Below are 19,298 nucleotides of genomic sequence, written 5' to 3'. Positions count from 1 at the left end.
ATCACTTCCGGTCACACCCTACGTCGTGATGTTTACCGGGATTAGCAGTGCTTAGAAACCAATCACCAAGCCGACTGAGAGTTGGGTGACAGCTTCATCGGGCATGAAGGTGTGTTGCAGCGTTCCTTCGAGGCTTGTCCGGGGGGTGATACGGTAGCCTAACCCGGCTTGGACGAGTGGGCTGATGCCATCGCGGTTGCTGGTGTGGCTTGTGCCGTTGACGGTGATTTTGCGTTCGCTGTGCCACATAAACGCGCCACCACCGAGGTGGCTTGTCCAGTTGCCGTTATGGGCGTGGTGGTGCAATGCCGCCACACTGATGCCTTGCCCTCGTTTGGGGAGTGATTCCGCCATGTCTTGCGCGGCTTGGGCGTTGCTTTTGCCTGCGGGTAAGGTGGCGGTGAGGTTGGGTTTGGCTTCGCCTTGGTTAAGGTATTGTGTGTCCACACTCCAGTGATTGGCTAACGGGTGGCGGTAGCCGATGCTGCCGCTGGTGGCGGTTTTGTCGGCTTGGTAATTGATCGCGGTGTAGCCCTTGGCGGTGAGTTCCGCCACGCTGTCACCAGCAGCTTGTTGGGTTTGCCCAAGGCTGAATAAAACAGCGCGGTGGTTGGGGGCGGTACTGTTTGCACCGTCAGCGTAGATGGCTGCTGGTACGGCTAACAGCAGGGTTGCGCCGATAAGGGCGCAAACGTGGGTGCTAGGTTTTTTTCGTTGGTGTTGCATGGTTGTTTCCCCTTAGTTGCCAAACACGTTGATGCGACGGCGCAGGGTTGCGCCCATGATTGAGAAGGCGAACAGCAGTTCCAGCCAGCCGAAGCTACCGCCACCGCCGCTGCTGGCTGTGCCGCCACCTGTGCCGCCACCAGCAGGTGCGCCGAGGGCTACGGGGTCAACAATCGTGCCGTTGTGTACGCCGTCCGCATCCAAACTACCGCCGTCGGTAATATCAAAGGTGGCGGTGTTGCCGATCAACGTTACTCCTACTCCTGTGATTTCGGTGTAGCCTGTGTTGCTGACTTTGTAGAGCTTTGCACCCGTGGGAATGGGGCTAGCGAAAGTTAAGGTGATGGTAATGGTTTCCGGGATGGTGGTATTTAAGCCGACGACACGGTAGCTGTATGAGCCAAGGGCAAATTCCATACCACTGGGCTTGCCCGTGGTATAGGAGCCAACACTGACCTCCTCCAACTCCAGTAAGTGTCCCCGGCTGATGGTGAGACTTGTACTCCCCGCGCTGTCTTGGGTGGTGGCGTTGACGGTAATGTCTTTAGTCACTTGCGCGGCAGCGTTATAGCTATCATCACCCTCTTGGTTGGCGGTTAGGGTGCAAGTACCTGCTGCCAACAGGGTCACGGTGCTACCGGAGACAGTACACACATTCGTGGTGCTGCTGCCCAAGGTCGGGGTCAAGTCGCTACTGGCGGTGGTGGTGACGTTGAACGTTGTATCGCCCAGCGTTTTGCTGGTGGGGGTGGCGGCATCAAAGGCAACAGTTTGGTTGCTTTTGCCTGTGGTAAATGTCCACGCATTAGAGTCAGTCAAGCCTGAAAACGCCCCGCTTTCTGCCCCGGTGAAAGCCCCTGCTGGCACCGTGACGTAATACCCTGTGTTGGGTGACAACACATTGGCAAGCAAACTGATGGTGGCGGTCTGCCCGTTGATGGTCACACCACTGGTGGTGACGTCGATGCTGTCCACTTGGTCGTTGTTGTTGATTCCTTGGGCAATGGTGCGGTTAATCCCGGTGACACCAGCTTTGCGGACAACGATATTACCAGCCCCAGCGGTAATAGTTTCGTTGAAAGTCAAGCTCAGGCTGCTGATATTAGCGGCAACCCCGGTCGCACCATGGGCAGGACTCCGGTCAGTGACTTGCAGCGGACTCAATGCCCATAACTCGTAGCCGTTGATACCATCATTAGCACCGAAATACAGCTTGTCGTTATACACCGTGAAGTCAGCGGGATCACTGTTGCCACTGCCTGACCTGATGTCTTTCACCAGCTTGGTGCCTTCTGCCGTGCCGTCACTTTCCCACAACTCGTTGCCATTGTCGCCGTTATTAGCACTGAAATACAGCTTGTTGTTGTATACCGTAAGGTAAGCAGGATCACTGCCGACACTGCCTGACCTGATGTCTTTCACCAGCTTGGTGCCTTCTGCCGTGCCGTCACTTTCCCACAACTCAGAACCGTTAGTGCCGTCCTTGGCTTGAAAATACAGCTTGCTGTTGTACACCGTGAGATTAGTGGGATAGCTATTATTGGGGGTGGTCGGAGCTATATTTAGGATTTCGTAGTTTAAATCGGGACTATCGACTGTCCTATTGTCTGTCCAGATGTCTTTCACCAGCTTGGTGCCTTCTGCCGTGCCGTCACTTTCCCACAACTCAAAACCGTTGATACCATCATTAGCACTGAAATATAGCTTGTTGTTGTACACCGCGAAGTCAATGGGATAGCCGGAACCCCTGCCTGTTTGGATGTCTTTCACCAGCTTAGTGCCCTCTGCCGTGCCGTTACTTTCCCACAACTCAGAACCGTTGATGCCGTCGTCGGCACGAAAATACAGCTTGTTGTTGTACACCGTGAAACCACCGGGAGAGCTGCCGCTGAGATCATTAGAAGAAACATTGATGTCTTTCAGTAGCTTAGTGCTGCCTGTCGTGCCGTCACTTTCCCACAACTCAGTGCGCGTGTTGTGCTCATAGGCGCTGAAATACAGCTTGTTGTTGTATACCGTGAAGTCAGCGGGAGAGCTGCCGCTATCGCCATTGTTGATGTCTTTCAGCAGCTTGGTACCGCCTGCTGTACCGTCGCTTTCCCATAACTCCAAGCCGTTTCTATTGTCGGCACTGAAGTACAACTTGTTGTTGTACACTGTAAGATCAACAGGAGTGTAATCGTTACCAGATGCCACGATGTCTGTCACCAACTTGGTGCCACCTACCGTGCCGTCACTTTCCCACAACTGGACGCCATTATTGCTACCACCATAGGCACTGAAATACAACTTGTTGTTGTACACCGTGAGTTTCTTGGGAGAGATGCCGCCACTACCCGGCGTCGCATCAATGGGGGATAGCCCCGCCTGTGCGGGCAAGCATAGGAACAGCACCAGCGGCAACAACATCCACGACAGCGACGCCTTGACGGCGGCGGTAGCGAGTTGTGTTGCGCGGGGACACCTGTTACCGCAGGGTAAGCGAATAGGCTGGCAAACGATTTTGCAAGGTAGGATGGGTTTCATGGCAGCAAAATCCTCAAGTTATTAGTGTGCTGGCTATATGCAGTGCTTTACACGTTGATGCGACGGCGTAGGGTTGCGCCCATGATTGAGAAGGCGAACAGCAGTTCCAGCCAGTCGAAACTGCCGCCACCGCCGCTGCTGGCTGTGCCACCACTACTGGCGGGTACACCCAAGGCTACTGGGTCGTCAATAGTGCCCAATGCAGGATTAGTGTCGAGGCTACCGTTGTCGGTGATACTGAAGGTGGCGGTGTTGCCACTGAGAATTGCCCCGGTGATTTCGGTGTAGCCTGTGTTGCTGACTTTGTAGAGTTTTGCGCCTGTGGGGATGGGGCTGTCAAAGGTTAGGCTGGTTGTGACTGTCTCCGGTGTGGTGGTACTTAGACCCACGATGCGATAGCTGTATGCGCCGGAGTTAAACGCCATGTCAGAGGGTTTGCCGATGGTGTAGCCGCTGGTGCTTTCCTCACGCAAGTTTTGGATATTCCCTTTGCTGATGGTGACGGTCGTATCACCTGCGGTGCTTTGGGCTGTGACCGTAATATCCTTGGTCGCTTGCGCGGCAGCGTTGTAGTTGGCATTCCCAGCTTGATTAGCAGTGAGGGTACAAGTGCCTGCTGCCAGCAGGGTAACAGTGTTGCTGGAGACGCTACATACGTTTGTGGTGCTGCTGCCCAAGGTCGGGGTCAAGCCGCTGCTTGCGGTGGTGGTGACACTGAAGGGAGCATCACCCAGTGTTTTGCTGGTGGGGGTAGCAGCATCAAAGGCAACGGTTTGGTTAGTCTTGACCGTGATGTCTTTGGTCGCTTGCGCGGCGGCATGGTAGTCGGTATTCCCCGCTTGGTTAGCGGTCAGGGTGCAAGTGCCTAACGCCACTAGGGTAACGGTGTTGCCGGAAACGGTACATACGCTCGCCGTGCTACTGCCTAAGGTCGGGGTCAAGCCACTGCTGGCAGTGATGGTAACGCTGAACGCAGCATCACCCAGTGTTTTGCTGGTGGGAGTGGCTGCATCAAAGGTGACGGTTTGGTTGCCCTTAGCAACCGTAATGTCTTTGGTCGCTTGCGCAGCAGCGTTGTAGTTGGCATTCCCCTCTTGGTTGGCAATCAGGGTGCAAGTGCCTGCTGTCAACAAGGTCACGGTGCTGCCAAAGACGGTACATACGCCCGTGGTACTGCTGCCCAAGGTGACAGCATTGTCAGATGCACCACCTGTGGTAGTGACAGTAAACGCAGCATCACCCAGCGTTTTGTTGGTGGGGGTGTTGGCATCAAAAGCAACAATTTGGTTGCCTTTGGCGACTGTAATGTCTTTGGTCACTTGCGCGGCGGCGTTGTAGTTGGCATTCCCCGCGTGGCTGGCGGTTAGGGTGCAAGTGCCTGCTGCCAACAGGGTCACGGTGCTACCGGAGACAGTACACACATTCGTGGTACTGCTACCCAAGGTTGGGGTCAAGCCGCTACTGGCGGTGGTGGTGACGCTGAACGCGGCATCACCCAGTGTTTTGTTGGTGGGGGTGTTGACATCAAAGGCGACGGTTTGGTTGCCTTTAGCGACTGTGATGTCTTTAGTCACTTGCGCGGCAGCGTTGTAGCGGTCATTCCCCGCTTGGCTGGCGGTTAGGGTGCAAGTGCCTGCTGCCAACAGAGTGACACTACTGCCTGATACGGTACATACGTTCGTCGTGCTACTGCCTAAGGTCGGGGTCAAGCTGCTGCTGGCGGTGATGGTGACGCTGAACGCGGCATCACCCAGCGTTTTGCTGGTGGGGGTGTTGGCATCAAAGGCGACGGTTTGGTTGAGCTTGGCGAGGCTGACCGTGATGTCTTTGGTCACTTGCGCGGCGGCGTTGTAGCTGTCATTCCCTTCTTGGCTGGCGGTTAGGGTGCAAGTACCTACCGCCACTAGGGTAACGGTGTTGCCGGAGACGGTACATACGTCCGTCGTGCTGCTGCCCAACGTCGGGGTCAAGCCGCTGCTAGCAGTGATGGTGACGCTGAACGCGGCATCACCCAGCGTTTTGTTGGTGGGGGTGGCGGCATCAAAGGTAACGGTTTGGTTGCCTTTGCCTGTAGTAAATGTCCACGCATTAGAGCCGCTCAAGCCGGAAAACACCCCACTCGTTGCCCCGTTGAATGCCCCTGCTGCCACCGTGACGTAATACCCTGTGTTGGGTGACAACACATTGGCAAGCAAACTGATGGTGGCGGTTTGCCCGTTGACGGTCACGCCACTGGTGGCAACGTCGATGGTGTCCACTTGGCTGTTGTCGCTGGCTTTGTAGACAATGATGCTACCAGTCTTGGCGGTGACAGCCTCGCCGAAAGTCAGGCGCAGGCTGCTAGTGGTAGCAGCAACCCCGGTTGCCCCATTGGCGGGCGTTTGGGCGGTGACTTGCAGCGGGCTAAATGCCCACAATTCCCTACCGATGTAAGGACCCTCGGCACTGAAATACAGCTTGTTGTTGTACACCGCGAAGTAGAAGGGATAACTGCTGTTGTCACTGCCGATGTCCCGACCTGGCCAGATGTCTTTCACTAACATAGTGCCACTTGCCGTACCGTCACTAACCCATAACTCGAGACCGATGCCATAACCAGCATCAGCAGTGAAGTACAGCTTGTTGTTGTACACTGTGAGATTCTCGACACGACCATCGGAAATGCCTTCATTGATGTCTTTCAATAACTTAGTGCCATCTGCCGTGCCGTCACTTTCCCACAACTCCTCGCCGTGGATGCCGTCATCGGCTTGGAAATACAGCTTGTTGTTATACACCGTGAAGGGATGAGGTCGGCTGCCTTCGCCAAGACCCGGCTGGATGTCCTTCACCAGCTTAGTGCCGTCTGCCGTGCCGTTACTTTCCCACAACTCAAAACCGTTGGTGCCATCGTCGGCTTGGAAATACAGCTTGTTATTGTACACGGTCAGGTCGAATGGTTCGCCGCCGCCACTACCAGGCTTGATGTCTTTCACCAATTTGGTACCTTCCGCCGTGCCGTCACTTTCCCACAACTCGCTGCCGTTGGTGCCGTCATCGGCTTGGAAATACAGCTTGTTGTTGTACACGGTCATGTGTCGTGAGTACCAGCCGGACGTGGAGGATTCGTGGCCGCTACTTCCACCAGGCTTGATGTCTTTCACCAGCTTGGTGCCTTCCGCCGTGCCGTCACTAACCCACAACTCGCTGCCATTGATGCCGTCATTGGCACTGAAATACAGCTTGTTGTTGTATACCGCGAAGGAGCTGGGAGAACTGCCCTGCGCGTATTCACGGATGTCTTTCAACATTTTAGTTCCCGATGCCGTACCGTCACTAACCCACAACTCTTGACCGTAGTTCTCGTTGTAATCGAGGGCACTGAAATACAACTTGTTGTTGTACACCGTGAGGTCGTAGAGACGCTTGATTTTTGCCACCTGCTGAGGCATCTGTGTCGCGTCAATAAACCACAACGCCGTACCGCCGTCTCCGCCTTCAGCAACGAAATACAATTTATTGTTGTACACCGTAAACTCTCTGGGTCCACTGCTGCCACTGCCCGATCTTATGTCAATGCTGGACAACTCCGCCTGTGCGGGCAGGCTCAGGAACAGTACCAGCAACAACAGCAGCCACGATAGCAGTGCCTTGATAGCGGCGGTGGCGCGTTGTGTTACGCGGTGATGCCCTGTTGCGCCAGAGTAGGCGGGTGAGTACGTAAGCGGGTGATATGAATGAAAAGGCGAAATGGATTTCATGGCAGCAAACTCCCTAAGATCCCATCAATAACGATAATGGTATCCATTTATTTTTTTGATGTAAACACAATAAAATCAATAAAATAGATTAAAAGATAGTCAGATTGTCTGCCTCTAGTGCGCTACGGGGGGGGTGACGGGAGAGGAAAGGGTGGAGATAGTGGGGTGGATACGTTGCGCGGTTGAGCGTGGGTGGATTGGCATGAGAAAGGTGGGTTTTACAACCCACCCTGCGAGTGAGATTGGCGGGATTAGACGTTGACCACCAAGCCGACTGAGAGTTGGGTAACGGCTCGTGAATTTACTGATTATTGCTTGGCAATGAGTGTCAGGCTGAGTGGTTCAGGCCCGCTGACTTCATAGCTGTATTCAAATCCCGGTTCTTCCCGCAACGCTGTCAGTTGTGCCTCAATCGGCAACTCCCGCCCGCCACGCGCTACCAGCACTGCTGCCGTGATGGAAGCCGGGCGCCCGAAATCAAACAATTCGTTCATGGCGCCACGGATGGTGCGCCCGGTGTAGAGAACATCATCTACTAGCAAAATGTGGCGGTCATCCACATCCGGCAGCAGGGAAGGCTTGCTTTGCGGATGCAGGCCAACCCGGCTGAAATCGTCGCGGTAAAAAGTCATGTTGAGTTCGCCCGGTTCGTCTGCTAGTTGCAGGCGTTTTTGCAGCTCATCCGCAATCCATACCCCGGAAGTATGGATGCCAACAATCAGCGGATCGTCAATGTGGCGTTCCTGCATCCAGTCACGAATTTGCTGCGCCAGTCGGTCAAGCAACTCATTGATATTGTAGTTTTTGTTGTTCATGGGCAATGTTCCTGCATCCAGCTTTCCAGAATGATGGCAGCAGCCACCTGATCAATTTCTTCCTTGCGGACTTTGCGTTTGCGTCCTGCCTGACGTGCCAGTTTGAGGCGCTGCTCGGCTTCCCGCGAGGACAATTGTTCGCTCACGATGTCCACCGGCAAGTTGTAACGGCCTTGCAACTGGCGGATGAAACGTTCGATCGGTTCCTGCATGGCGCTGTCGGTTCCATCCAGTTTGCGTGGCATTCCCACGACCAGACGAGCGGGTTTCCATTCCTGCAAGCAACGGGTGATGGCATCCCAGTCGGGCACGCCATCCCGCGCCATGACGGTGGATTGGGGGGTGGCAACGCCTGCCAGTGTGTTGGCAACAGCAACACCAATGCGGGCTTTACCGTAGTCAAACCCCAAGACGGTCATATTGCTCATGCGTGGCCTGCGGCAACTCCCAGCAGGTTGACATCAACTCCCAAGGTGAGGGCAGCGCCTTTCCAGCGTTGATTGTAGGGCATTTCAAACAGAATGTTGGCAACCGATGGGCAAGTTAGCCAGGCATTTGCTTTGATTTCGTGCTCCAGTTGGCCTGGGCTCCAGCCAGCGCAGCCGAGTACCAGCAGAAAATGTTGCGGGCCGGAACCATTGGCGATGTCGTTGAGGATGTCGCGGGAAGAGGTAAGCGCCAGATTTTCATCAATCCGCAGGGTGCTGTCCCAGTTACGCATCCCATCATGCAGGACAAAACCCTGTTCGGATTGCACCGGCCCGCCACTGAGAGCCGACTGTCCGGCAATGTGGGGGTCATGGATTTCGATTTCCAGTTGGTGCAGCAACTCACCCACGGTCATTTCCAGTGGGCGGTTGATGGTGACACCAAACGCACCGTATTCGTCATGCTGGCAAATCAGGCTGACGGTATGGTCAAAATTGGGGTCGCCCATGCTGGGCATGGCAATCAGCAAATGGTTGCGCAGATTGAGGATGTTTCCAGTCACAGGTTTTCCCGGTTGGCGTCAAACTATTGGGTATTCAGGGTTCCGCTGTGGAAGATCCAAGTGCGAGTGATATTGAGCTGATCCCACTTGCGGCGGATTTCCTCCGGGAGTACGGGGTAAGGCCCTGCCAGTTTGACGATGCGCAGTGCAGCCTTGTCCAGCACCTCATAGCCCGATGATACACTGATTTGCGCATCCACAACATGACCGGCATGGTTGAGCGTGGCGTTCAGGATCAGCTTGCCGCTCAGGTTGCGGCGGATCGCCTCATCCGGGAAATTGATGTTGCCGATCCGCTCGATCTTTTTGACCCATGAGTCGATGTATTCCGCTTCCACGGCGCTTTTGGCACTGACTGCATCAATGAAGTGGATGCGTGGGCGGCGGGCATAGCGGGCTTCATCCTCATCCATTTCTGCCAGCAAGCGGGCAATTTCCTCGGTGGCATCGGTACGTTCATCCGCCACCACGGTTTGCTCTTCTTGCGTCTGTTCGGGGGATTTGTCTATCGGCTTGAAGGTTTCGCCTTTGGTGGTCAAGATTTGCGGTTGCAGTTTCAGCGGGGTATCCGGGGAAGTGGCTTCCGACTGCACGGGTGATTCACCATCCGTGGTGTTGGGTTGCAAGGATGAAAGCGGGCTGGTGGGGCGGTTGGTTTCCTCACTGCTGCCACTGGCTTCCTGATTGGCCTGGGCGATGAAATCCACCTTGTCTGGGGCTTTGTCCGTGTGGGTTTGTACTAGGGTGATGTCCAGTACCGGGGCAAGACGGGCACGCGGATCACCTTCCGGCACAAAACTGACGCCGAAAATCATCAACAGATGTAAGGCCAGTGCCACTGGCAAGGTTTTGGCAAGCGGATCATTGGTCAGATTCATAGGCAAAACATGCATCGTTCTAGGCTTCGCAGATAATTCATTCTACGGGCAGGATATTCATTTTTTAATATTACCCTGCATGTTGTGTCAGGTACGCCCCTGTAAAGCAGCATCTTAGCACCGGCTGTCTGACCGGCATAGTCCGAATAAAAGAAAACCCGGTCAATGCCGGGTTGAAAAATGGTCAAATCAGGGTTGGGTCGTGTGCGGTTGCTCAAGCCGCCAGTATGTTCAGCAGGAACTGGGGCAAGGCAGCACTGCCACGGTGAATGGCGGCATTGTAGTATTGGGTCGGGAAAGCCAGTTTCTGTGCAGCCTCTTCCCGCGCAAAACCGACCTTGCCGCTTTTCGCTGCAATCGTGCAGCTCCACCAGCCAGTCGGGTAGCAAACCTGCTGGAACTGGTGTAGCTGGATGTCGCTGAAACCAGCGTTGCGCATGGTGTCATGCATGGGCTTGATGATCTTTTCGGCGTGAACCAGTGGTGATTCGGACTGTTGCACCAGCAAGCCATTGTCACCCAGTGCCCGCCAGCAACCCCGGAAAAATTCCTCACTGTACAACACAGCACCAGGGCCTACCGGGTCAGTGCTATCCACGATCAGGATGTCGAGGGAACCGGGGGCGGCGTTACTGATCCAGGCGATGCCATCTTCAAACGCGAGGGTGGCACGCGGGTCGTGGTTGGATTCGCACAGTTCCGGGAAGAACATTTCGCTGACACGGGTCACGCGCTCGTCGATGTCGATTTGGATGGCTGACTCGACTTCCGGGTGTTTCAGCACTTCGCGCAGGGTTCCGCAGTCACCACCACCAATGATGCAAACCCGTTTGGGGGCGGGGTGGCTGAACAGCACGGGGTGAGCCATCATTTCATGGTAAACAAAATTGTCGCGGGTTGTGACCATGGTGCAGCCATCCAGCGTCATCAGCTTGCCGAAGGTGGTGGTGTCGTAGATTGCCAGTTTCTGGAACGGGGTTTGCTCTTCGTGAATTTTGGCAGCATCGGTCAATTCCAGCCCGAAAATCGTGCCGGAATCAGACAATTCAGTAAACCAGTTTGGGTTGGATGTCATGGCAGTGCCTTGCTCGGTGATGATTCAAAGGCGGTATCATGCCACAAGCCCCGGATAGGGATAAATGTCGATTTAGTGAAAGACGGGAACCCCGCCGTACATGTCCAGCCCTTCTGCCCAGAAAAAGCTGTTTTCTTCTTCAGGGCGGTTAATCAGTACCATCAGCACTACCCACTTGAGGCGGTCAAGGCTGAAATCATCGTCTTCCAGCTCCATTACCCGGTCGATGATTTGTTCGCGGGCTTCGGGGCTGACCACACCCGCCTGTTCCAGAAATATCAGGTAGCCCTGACAATTGGCATCCAGCCAGCGCTGTTCCTCACGGGAAAATACGCGGGTGGCTGACATGCGGTAGGTGACTTCCACGCGGGCTGCTTCGTCACCAAGGCTTTCCAGCCAGTCAAATGCACGGGTAATTTCGCTATTTAAAAACCCCGCTTCCTGCAAATAGCCATGCATGGAGGCACGGTCTTCCGGCAGGTTGTCGCCCATGTCAGGGTAGTTGTCAAAAAGGTAGAAGAGGACATCCAGCGTGTTTTCTTTCATCTAATTCCCGTTTCCCGGCCCCAGTCGCATGTAATGCCCACCACCACATGCTGCCACCAAGCCCTGAAGTTCCAGCATAAGCAGGATGGATGAAACGGCTTCAGCGGTCAAGCCTGTATTCAGGATTATCTGGTCAATCGGTAGTGCTTCATAGCCCAGCGCAGCAAGCACCAGCGCGTATTCGGGGTCAAGTGGTTCATCCGTTTCCGACAGGTTGCTGGCAAGTGGCAGGGCTGCCTGTTGGGGGGATTTGTCCTGTTGCAACCATACATTCAGTTGTGGGGCAATTTCTTCGAGGATGTCGGTAGCGGTTTCCACCAGCTTGGCTCCCTGGCGGATCAGGTGATGGCAGCCACGTGCTAGTGGGTTATGGATGGAACCGGGAATGGCAAACACTTCGCGCCCTTGTTCCATCGCATGGCGGGCTGTCACCAGTGTGCCGCTTTGCAGGGCGGCTTCCACCACCAGCACGCCAAAACTCATGCCGCTGATGATGCGGTTGCGGCGCGGAAAATGCTGTGGGTGGGCGACCGTGCCAATCGGGAATTCGGAGACGATGCAACCCTGCGCGGCGATGCGTTCTGCCAGTTTGCGGTTGCGCAGGGGGTAAATGATGTCAAGGCCGTTGGCAACCACGGCGATGGTGTTGCCACCGCCTTCCAGTGCAGCTTCGTGGCTGTAGGCATCAATCCCGACTGCCAAGCCGCTGGTGACGGTCAGGCCATTGGTGGCGAAATGGGCGGCAAAAGCACGCGCATTTTCCTTGCCACCTTGGGTGGGATTGCGGCTGCCGACCATGGCAATTTGCGGGTCGTTGAGCAAGGTCGGGTCGCCCAGCACGAACAGCACGGGGGGCGCGGTGCGGATGCGCTTGAGCAGTGCCGGATAGTGCGGGTCTTCCGGCACCAGAATGTGGTGTTGCGGGGAGGCTTGCAGCCATTGCCAGTCCGGTGTTGCGGCATCCGGTGTCAGGTTGCGCCAGGCGTCGATGCCTTCCTTTTTCAGCCCGGCTTCCAGCAAGGCATGGTCGGAAACGGTTAGGGCAGCGGCGGCACTGCCGAAATGTTCCACCACCCGGCGGACACTGCCGGGGCCTATGCCTTTGGCTCGCCAGAAATGCAGGCGGGCACGCAATTCTTCATCAGCAATCGTTTCAGTCATACAATTCTTTTCCCTCACCCCTTGCGGGGGAGGGTTAGGATGGGGGGTAAAATACTCTACTACGGATTTCCGATTTTATACCCATTCTTTACTTCGCGGGTGGCATCCAGAATCAGACCGTAACTTACCTTGTCGGTCACTTTGTAAATGACCAGATTGGCGACTTTTTCCGGTGGCAACTGGGTGGAAACCGGGTGCGAAATGCCCATTTTTCCGGTTTGCTGACGCAGGTAGGGGTCATCTACGGTTTTGCCACCGGCATAGATGCCCAGTACATGCCCAACCTGAATGTTGTCACGCAGCCCCTTGTTGATGGTGGCAATCATGTAATTGCCAGCGACGGCTTCGGCATCAAACATGGCGACTACATCACCACGAACTCTGGAAGCGGGAGCATGGATCGGGGTATTCAGGTATTCGGTTTCATCCAGCGGTTGCAGCAGGCGGTCGCCCTTGCGGATTTCCCGCTGGGCATCCAGCACGGTGGCGGTAGCAGGCTCGCCTAGCCGTTCCACCCGGCTGTATCCGGCATAGGTCACTTCATAACCCAGCAGACTGCCATTGGTATCCAGCAACGGCTTGTTTTTGTGGAACACGGCACAGCGTGAACCTTCCACCGCATTACGCAGGTTGCGCACATAAATGGTTTCGCCTTCGGCGATCAGCGCATGATCATCCCGCGACGCCATGATGTAAGGGGCGTTATTGATGGTGGCTTCATCCAGTACCCGAGGCCAAGCCATGAATGGAATCAGGCTGGAAATCGGCTGGCCTTCACGCCCGCCACGATCCACCCGGATACGTGGAACCAGCTTGTTGCCCGCACCGGAGCCTTGTACGTAATCCAGCGTCAGCACATCACCGGGATAAATCAGGTGTGGGTTGGGAATACGCTGGTTCTTGTCCCAGACTTCAGGCCAGTGCCAGGGTGTATTCAGAAACTTGCGGGCAATACCCCACAAGGTATCGCCTTTCTGCACCACATAGGTTTGCGGGGCAGCCGGATTGACGATGATGTCGCCGTAACCGATGGTATCGCCTGCTACATCCTGCCCTTGCGGGGAGCCGTAATAACGGTCGTAAGGGTCAGAGCCGCCGCTCTTGGCGGGTGTGCTTGCGCCACAGGCGCTGAGAACGAGTGCAGAGGCCGTGCTGATCAGTACAGATTGCCAGAAAAAAGGGGAAGAACGCCGCATGATGGTATCCTTGTCGTTATTATGTGTTGGACATGACAAGTTATAATAAACTATGGCCTGAAAAACGGTCAGAACTTTTAGATTTTCGGTATTTCGCATGGCACAACTGAACATTTTACATCATCCAGACGCGCGTTTACGCAAGAAAGCCACTCCGGTGACAAGTATAGATGCCACCATCCGCCAGATGGTGGACGATATGTTTGAAACCATGTACGCCGCCCGAGGCATCGGTCTGGCGGCTACTCAGGTCAATATCCACCAGCGCATCATCGCGATTGACATTACCGAGGAAGGTAACGAACCCCTGTGCCTGATCAACCCCGAGATTGTCTGGCAAGAAGGCAGGGTGGAACACGAGGAGGGTTGCCTTTCCGTACCCGATTACTACGACAAGGTGACTCGTGCCGAACGCATCCGGGTACGCGCCCTTGACCGCGATGGGCAGGTTTACGAAAAAGACGCAGATGGCTTGCTGGCGATTTGCATCCAGCACGAAATGGATCATCTGGATGGTAAGTTGTTTGTCGACTACCTTTCTTCCCTCAAGCAGCAGCGGGTACGCAAGAAAATGGAAAAGTGGGAAAAGGAAAACGCCAAAGCACCTGCCAAAAAACCGGCACAGGCAGTCATTGGATGAGCCTACGCATTGTTTACGCCGGTACGCCGGAATTTGCCGTTCCTGCCCTGCAAGCCCTGTTGGCATCAGGTCATGAAGTGGTGGCGGTGTATTGCCAGCCTGACCGTCCTGCCGGGCGTGGGCGCAAGTTGCAGTTTGGCCCGGTGAAACAGGTGGCGGTGGCGGCTGGCATTCCCGTCGAACAGCCTGTTTCCCTGAAATCTGCCGAGGAGCAGGATAAGCTGCGGGCATATGCAGCAGATGTGATGGTGGTGGCAGCTTACGGGCTGATTTTGCCACAGGCGGTGCTGGATATTCCCCGTTACGGTTGCCTCAATATCCACGGTTCGCTGTTGCCGCGCTGGCGTGGGGCTGCGCCGATTCAGCGGGCAATCCAGATGGGTGATGCCACAACGGGTGTGACCATCATGCAAATGGCGGCAGGGCTGGATACCGGGGACATGCTGTACAAGCTGGTGTGCCCGATTACCCCGCAGGATGGCGGGCAAAGCATCCATGACCGGCTGGCAGCCGATGGGGCAACTGCCCTGCTGCATACCCTCGGTTTGCTGGAGGCAGGCCAGTTGCAGCCGCAACCGCAGGATGATTCCCTTGCCAATTACGCCCACAAGCTCAACAAGGCGGAAGCAGCCATCGACTGGCTCAAACCGGCAGTGGAAATTGACCGCATGATCCGCGCGTTTGATGCTTATCCAGTGGCGTATACCCTGTATCAGGGGCAGCCGTTGCGCTTGTTTGCGTCATGCCTTGCAGGGGGCGCGGAACAGGAGCTGCTGCCACCCGGCACTGTCATCGCGGAAAGCAAACAGGGTATCGACATTGCTACCGGCGATGGTGTGGTGCGTATCCTCAGTCTGCAACTGCCCGGTGGCAAGCGTCTGTCAGCCGCCGAGTTCCTCAACGGGCGTTCCCTGCTGGGAGTGCAGCTTTGAGTACCCGTGCCACCGCTGCCCGTCTTTTGCAACAGGTCATTTACGCAGGCGACTCCCTGACCGAGGTATTGCAACAGCCCTTGGCACAAACCGTCGTGGCTACTGAACAGGCGTTGTTGCGAGACATCTGTTTCGGTACGTTGCGCTGGCATGAGCGTCTCAGTGCCATCCTGAAACAATTGCTGGGCAAACCGCTCAAGGCCGCCGACAAGGATGTGGAATGCCTGCTACGGGTCGGTCTTTACCAGTTGCTGTACCAGCGTACCCCTGACCATGCTGCGGTGAATGAAACCGTCAAGGCAGTCAAAAAGCTGCGCAAGGCATGGGCAGATAAGCTGGTCAATGGTGTGTTGCGCCGTTTTCTGCGCGAACGTGATGCCTTGCTAGCCCTGGCTGATCAGCAGGCGAGTGCGCGTTACGCTTGCCCCGACTGGTTATTGCAACGTATCCGTCATGCCTGGCCAGACGACTGGGAAAACATCCTGCAAGCCAGTAACACTCAGGCAGCCATGACCTTGCGGGTCAATCGGCAACAGCTTGATACGGAAGCCTACCGGCAACGGCTGGAACAGGCCGGTTTTCCGGCAAATCGCGTACCGGCAGTGGACAGCGCCCTGAACCTGCACCATGCCGTCGGTGTCGAACAACTACCGGGCTTTGCGGAAGGGGAGGCTTCGGTACAGGATGCCGCTGCGCAACTGGCTGCCGGGCTGCTGGATTGCCAGCCGGAAATGCGGGTGCTGGATGCTTGCGCTGCTCCCGGTGGCAAGACCTGTCATGTGCTGGAACAAACCAGCGGCTTGCAACTGCTTGCCATTGACAGCAGTGAGGCACGTCTGCAACGGGTACACGAAAACCTTGTCCGTCTGCGTTTGCACGCGAGTGTCAAGGCTGCCGATGCCGGTGAACTTGCCGACTGGTGGGATGGCAAACCATTTGACCGTATCCTGCTGGATGCACCTTGTTCGGCAACTGGGGTGATTCGTCGCCATCCTGACATCAAGGTTTTGCGGCGCGATGCGGATATTGCCGTCTTGCAGCAGGAGCAGGCACGTTTGTTAAGGGCTTTATGGAAAACCCTGCAACCCGGTGGAAAACTGCTATATGTAACCTGTTCCATTCTACCTGATGAAAATATCCGGCAAATCGAACAGTTCCTGCACGAACAGGCGGATGCGCAACACCACCCCATCAGCGCAACATGGGGGCGTGAATTGGCCTATGGGCGGCAAATTCTGCCGGGTGACGCTGGCATGGATGGTTTTTATTACGCTTTACTGACCAAACAGGGTGAACCTCAACCATGACAGCGACAGGCTTGCACGGATACTACTGGTATTACCGGCTGATGCTCAGCTTGCTGCTGTTGCTGTGCTTGCCCCAAACAGTGCTGGCAGAAGATGGCAGTATCCGCTTTCGCGAGTTTGCCATCCACCGTAGTGAAGATGCTTCTGTCCTGCAAGCCAGCCTGAAACTGGACTACCAGTTGAATCAATATTTGCGGGATGGCTTGCTCAATGGTATGGCGCTGGAAAATGAAATCCGTTTTGAGTTGGAATGGCACAACACCTGGTGGTTGAATAGCCGTAAGCAGTGGCATACAGTCAAAACCGAGTTGAAATACCATCCGCTCAGCAAACAGTACCAACTGGTGAATTCGGCTAGCCGCGAAAGCTGGAGTTTTCCGAATCTGGCGGGGGCGCTGCTGAAAATGGGCGCATTGGCTGATTACCCCCTGCCTGCCTTGCCCGACAATGCGGTTAACAACGATGCATTCATTGCGGTGACTGCGCGTTTGACACCGAAAACCCTGTACTTGCCGCTTAAAATACAATCATTATTCAGCGACCGCTATTCACTGGAAAGCGAGGAAATGCTGTGGTCAGTTCCCTGAGAAAACACATCTGGCAATGGCTCCCGCTGGTGTTGATCGTGACTCTGCTGGTGGTGTCCTTGTCCCTGCTCAACATGGCGACCCTCAGCCAGGAAAAGGCCAAGAACTATGGTAGTTGGCATCTGTACCTGAGTGCTTTCATCCTGCTGCTGTTGAGCAGCATCATCCTGTTCAATCTGGTCAAAATTTTTTACCAGTGGCGTACCCGTCAGGCAGGCTCGCGTTTTACCTTGCGCCTGATGAGCGGTTTTCTGGTACTGGGGTTGCTGCCTGCGTTGATTGTGTCGCTGTTTGCGGTCAACCTGATCGGGGAGCGTATTGACCGCTGGTTTTCCGTACCGATTGACAATGCATTGGGAGATTCGCTGGAACTCAGCGAAATGGCCTTGAAAACTCGCAATCGCCAGCATCTGGTGGAGCTGGATCGGCTGGCATTTGCCATGCGCAATCTTGATCCGCAGGACATCCCCCCCTTGCTGGAACAGTTTCTGCTTCTGGGAGCCGATGAAGTGTTCCTGCTCGACAGCAATCAAGGCATGGTGGCATTGGCTACCGCAAAAACGTCAACCCTGATTCCGCGAATGCCTAATCAGAAGGTTTTTCAGACACTCAAGGTGCGCGAGCACTACCAGACACTGGAACCCAATAACGAATCCTTGTCTTCCCTGCTTGCCATACGTGTGTATTACGGTGGTGGGTATAACCGGGAAGAAGGCGTCCTGACTGCCCGTTTTCCTATTTCAGAACGCGAAAAAAGCCTGTCCGACAGTGTAAGTCGGGCGCGGGATGAGTACAAATCCTTCAGTTTTCAGCGGGATGTGGTCAAGGATGCGTTCCGTCTGATCATTCTGGTCATCATGGTGATGACTGTCCTGTTTGCCCTGTGGGCAGCTTTCATTTTCTCACGTCGCCTGACTCGCCCGGTTCGCACCTTGGTGGAGGGTACACTGGCGGTGGCAGCAGGTGATCTGGAAAAGAAGCTGCCGGTTTCCGACCGCGATGATTTCAGCCTGCTGGCGCGTTCCTTCAATACCATGACCAAACGCCTGTCGGATGCGCAACAGGAACGCGAACAGGCACGCCGTTTGTTGCAACAGGAACACGATTACCTGCATGTGGTACTGGAACACCTCTCCTCCGGGGTCATGACCTTGGATGAAAACGGTATTATCCGCCGTATCAACACTGCTGCCAGCACCATCCTGCACCAGCCTTTGCAGGTGCATGTTGGGCAAACCCTGCCGGAATTGTGCGACAGCTTGCCTGACATGCACCCGTTTCTGGAGGTGGTGCAACCTCACCTGCTGGAACTGGGCAAACAGGGAGAATGGCAGGAAGAAATTGCCCTGACCACCGAAAGCGGGCGATTGCTGCTGGTATGCCGGGGCGCACCGTTGCCTGCGGTGACTTCCGGGCAACAGGGTTCCGTACTGGTATTTGACGACGTAACCGACCTGATCCAGGCGGAGCACGATGCGGCCTGGAGTGAGGTTGCACGGCGGCTGGCTCACGAAATCAAGAATCCGCTGACCCCGATCCAACTTTCTGCCGAACGCCTGCACCGCAAGCTGGGCAAGCTGTTGGATGAGGAGTCAGCCAGTTTCCTGACACGTATGACCAACACCATTATTCAGCAGGTTGATAACCTCAAGACGATGGTGAATGCTTTCAGCGAATATGCACGTGCGCCTGCACTACACTTGCAACGGGTAGATCTGAATGCGCTGGTGCAGGAAGTGGCAGAGTTGTATCGTATGAGTGAATCCAAGGTCGCCATCAAACTGGCGCTGGATGAGCAACTGCCCAACTTGCGGCTGGATAACAACCGCATCCGCCAGTTGTTGGTCAACCTGATCAAGAATGCACTGGAAGCCCTGGAAGACAACCGCGTGGAAGCTGGCACGATTATCCTTAGTACCCAGCGGTTGGACAGCATCGGGCAAGCATCGCTATGCATTCACGACAACGGCCCTGGCATTCCGGTGGAATTGTTGCCCCGCCTGTTCGAGCCTTACGTTACCACCAAGCACAAGGGCACGGGGTTGGGTCTGGCGATTGTGAAGAAAATCGTGGAAGAACATGCCGGTCATCTGGGGGCACGCAATCATGAAGAGGGCGGGGCTATGATTAGCATACGCTTCCCGCTGGATTGACGGACAAATAGGCTCAGGACAGCAC

The 19,298-nt window shown here is 55.4% G+C and carries 16 protein-coding genes; 5 read left to right on the top strand and 11 right to left on the bottom strand.

Features of this window, described 5'->3' with window-relative positions; translation table 11 throughout:
- Window positions 1–51: 51 nt before the first annotated feature.
- The 11 genes from B2U47_RS08395 to B2U47_RS08345 form a co-directional block, all read right to left on the bottom strand.
- The gene (locus tag B2U47_RS08395) at window positions 52–726 is read right to left on the bottom strand and encodes a hypothetical protein (RefSeq protein WP_296675161.1); all 675 of its coding nucleotides are present in this window, start codon (window positions 724–726) and stop codon (window positions 52–54) included.
- Window positions 727–738: 12 nt separating this feature from the next.
- Window positions 739–3,252 (bottom strand): ELWxxDGT repeat protein, encoded by a 2,514-nt coding sequence (locus tag B2U47_RS08390; RefSeq protein ID WP_296675154.1) that lies wholly within the window; start codon window positions 3,250–3,252, stop codon window positions 739–741.
- Between the two features lie 47 nt (window positions 3,253–3,299).
- Entirely contained in the window at window positions 3,300–6,992 is a 3,693-nt protein-coding gene (locus B2U47_RS08385) for an ELWxxDGT repeat protein (RefSeq protein WP_296675151.1), read from the bottom strand.
- Between the two features lie 308 nt (window positions 6,993–7,300).
- The gene (gene pyrR / locus B2U47_RS08380; protein ID WP_296675147.1) at window positions 7,301–7,807 is read right to left on the bottom strand and encodes a bifunctional pyr operon transcriptional regulator/uracil phosphoribosyltransferase PyrR; all 507 of its coding nucleotides are present in this window, start codon (window positions 7,805–7,807) and stop codon (window positions 7,301–7,303) included.
- Window positions 7,804–8,235: a Holliday junction resolvase RuvX gene (ruvX, locus tag B2U47_RS08375; RefSeq protein ID WP_296675144.1), complete on the bottom strand. Its 432-nt coding sequence runs from the start codon at window positions 8,233–8,235 to the stop codon at window positions 7,804–7,806. The genes pyrR and ruvX overlap by 4 nt, the downstream gene beginning before the upstream one ends.
- Window positions 8,232–8,798, bottom strand: coding sequence for a YqgE/AlgH family protein (locus B2U47_RS08370; protein ID WP_296675141.1), 567 nt, complete (start codon window positions 8,796–8,798; stop codon window positions 8,232–8,234). Before B2U47_RS08370 ends, ruvX begins: the two co-directional genes overlap by 4 nt.
- A 23-nt stretch (window positions 8,799–8,821) precedes the next feature.
- A complete protein-coding gene (locus tag B2U47_RS08365) occupies window positions 8,822–9,676 on the bottom strand; it encodes an energy transducer TonB (RefSeq protein ID WP_296675139.1) in 855 nt (284 codons plus the stop codon).
- A gap of 214 nt (window positions 9,677–9,890) precedes the next feature.
- Window positions 9,891–10,751, bottom strand: coding sequence for a polyamine aminopropyltransferase (speE, locus tag B2U47_RS08360; RefSeq protein ID WP_296675136.1), 861 nt, complete (start codon window positions 10,749–10,751; stop codon window positions 9,891–9,893).
- 72 nt (window positions 10,752–10,823) lie between these two features.
- The gene (locus tag B2U47_RS08355) at window positions 10,824–11,297 is read right to left on the bottom strand and encodes a DUF494 family protein (RefSeq protein ID WP_296675134.1); all 474 of its coding nucleotides are present in this window, start codon (window positions 11,295–11,297) and stop codon (window positions 10,824–10,826) included.
- Entirely contained in the window at window positions 11,298–12,458 is a 1,161-nt protein-coding gene (gene dprA, locus B2U47_RS08350) for a DNA-processing protein DprA (RefSeq protein WP_296675132.1), read from the bottom strand.
- 59 nt (window positions 12,459–12,517) lie between these two features.
- Window positions 12,518–13,654 carry a LysM peptidoglycan-binding domain-containing protein gene (locus B2U47_RS08345; protein WP_296675129.1) on the bottom strand — a complete coding sequence of 379 codons (1,137 nt, stop codon included), beginning with the start codon at window positions 13,652–13,654 and terminating at the stop codon, window positions 12,518–12,520.
- 97 nt (window positions 13,655–13,751) lie between these two features.
- Here B2U47_RS08345 and def point away from each other — a divergent pair, with 97 nt between their 5' ends.
- From def to B2U47_RS08320, 5 genes are read left to right on the top strand one after another with little or no spacing between them, the layout of a single operon-like run.
- Entirely contained in the window at window positions 13,752–14,294 is a 543-nt protein-coding gene (def, locus tag B2U47_RS08340; RefSeq protein ID WP_296675127.1) for a peptide deformylase, read from the top strand.
- Window positions 14,291–15,226, top strand: a complete 936-nt coding sequence (fmt, locus tag B2U47_RS08335) for a methionyl-tRNA formyltransferase (protein WP_296675124.1) — start codon at window positions 14,291–14,293, stop codon at window positions 15,224–15,226. The genes def and fmt overlap by 4 nt, the downstream gene beginning before the upstream one ends.
- On the top strand, window positions 15,223–16,533 hold the full coding sequence (rsmB, locus tag B2U47_RS08330; protein WP_296675121.1) for a 16S rRNA (cytosine(967)-C(5))-methyltransferase RsmB: 1,311 nt from the start codon (window positions 15,223–15,225) through the stop codon (window positions 16,531–16,533). Before fmt ends, rsmB begins: the two co-directional genes overlap by 4 nt.
- Window positions 16,530–17,120 carry a DUF4390 domain-containing protein gene (locus B2U47_RS08325; RefSeq protein WP_296675120.1) on the top strand — a complete coding sequence of 197 codons (591 nt, stop codon included), beginning with the start codon at window positions 16,530–16,532 and terminating at the stop codon, window positions 17,118–17,120. The genes rsmB and B2U47_RS08325 overlap by 4 nt, the downstream gene beginning before the upstream one ends.
- Window positions 17,105–19,273 (top strand): sensor histidine kinase, encoded by a 2,169-nt coding sequence (locus B2U47_RS08320; protein ID WP_296675118.1) that lies wholly within the window; start codon window positions 17,105–17,107, stop codon window positions 19,271–19,273. The genes B2U47_RS08325 and B2U47_RS08320 overlap by 16 nt, the downstream gene beginning before the upstream one ends.
- The last annotated feature ends 25 nt before the right edge of the window (window positions 19,274–19,298 follow it).

The organism is Thiothrix sp. UBA5583 (assembly GCA_002425225.1).
Lineage (GTDB): Bacteria > Pseudomonadota > Gammaproteobacteria > Thiotrichales > Thiotrichaceae > Thiothrix > Thiothrix moscowensis.
Note: the sequence above shows the minus strand (reverse complement) of the source record. Positions and strands in the feature narration are given on the sequence as shown.

Excerpts from the sequence above, each read along its gene's own strand:
- B2U47_RS08395 (WP_296675161.1), bottom strand. The coding sequence starts at position 726 with ATGCAACACCAACGAAAAAAACCTAGCACCCACGTTTGCGCCCTTATC.
- B2U47_RS08390 (WP_296675154.1), bottom strand. The coding sequence starts at position 3,252 with ATGAAACCCATCCTACCTTGCAAAATCGTTTGCCAGCCTATTCGCTTA.
- B2U47_RS08385 (WP_296675151.1), bottom strand. The coding sequence starts at position 6,992 with ATGAAATCCATTTCGCCTTTTCATTCATATCACCCGCTTACGTACTCA.
- pyrR (WP_296675147.1), bottom strand. The coding sequence starts at position 7,807 with ATGAACAACAAAAACTACAATATCAATGAGTTGCTTGACCGACTGGCG.
- ruvX (WP_296675144.1), bottom strand. The coding sequence starts at position 8,235 with ATGAGCAATATGACCGTCTTGGGGTTTGACTACGGTAAAGCCCGCATT.
- B2U47_RS08365 (WP_296675139.1), bottom strand. The coding sequence starts at position 9,676 with ATGAATCTGACCAATGATCCGCTTGCCAAAACCTTGCCAGTGGCACTG.
- speE (WP_296675136.1), bottom strand. The coding sequence starts at position 10,751 with ATGACATCCAACCCAAACTGGTTTACTGAATTGTCTGATTCCGGCACG.
- B2U47_RS08355 (WP_296675134.1), bottom strand. The coding sequence starts at position 11,297 with ATGAAAGAAAACACGCTGGATGTCCTCTTCTACCTTTTTGACAACTAC.
- dprA (WP_296675132.1), bottom strand. The coding sequence starts at position 12,458 with ATGACTGAAACGATTGCTGATGAAGAATTGCGTGCCCGCCTGCATTTC.
- B2U47_RS08345 (WP_296675129.1), bottom strand. The coding sequence starts at position 13,654 with ATGCGGCGTTCTTCCCCTTTTTTCTGGCAATCTGTACTGATCAGCACG.
- def (WP_296675127.1), top strand. The coding sequence starts at position 13,752 with ATGGCACAACTGAACATTTTACATCATCCAGACGCGCGTTTACGCAAG.
- fmt (WP_296675124.1), top strand. The coding sequence starts at position 14,291 with ATGAGCCTACGCATTGTTTACGCCGGTACGCCGGAATTTGCCGTTCCT.
- B2U47_RS08325 (WP_296675120.1), top strand. The coding sequence starts at position 16,530 with ATGACAGCGACAGGCTTGCACGGATACTACTGGTATTACCGGCTGATG.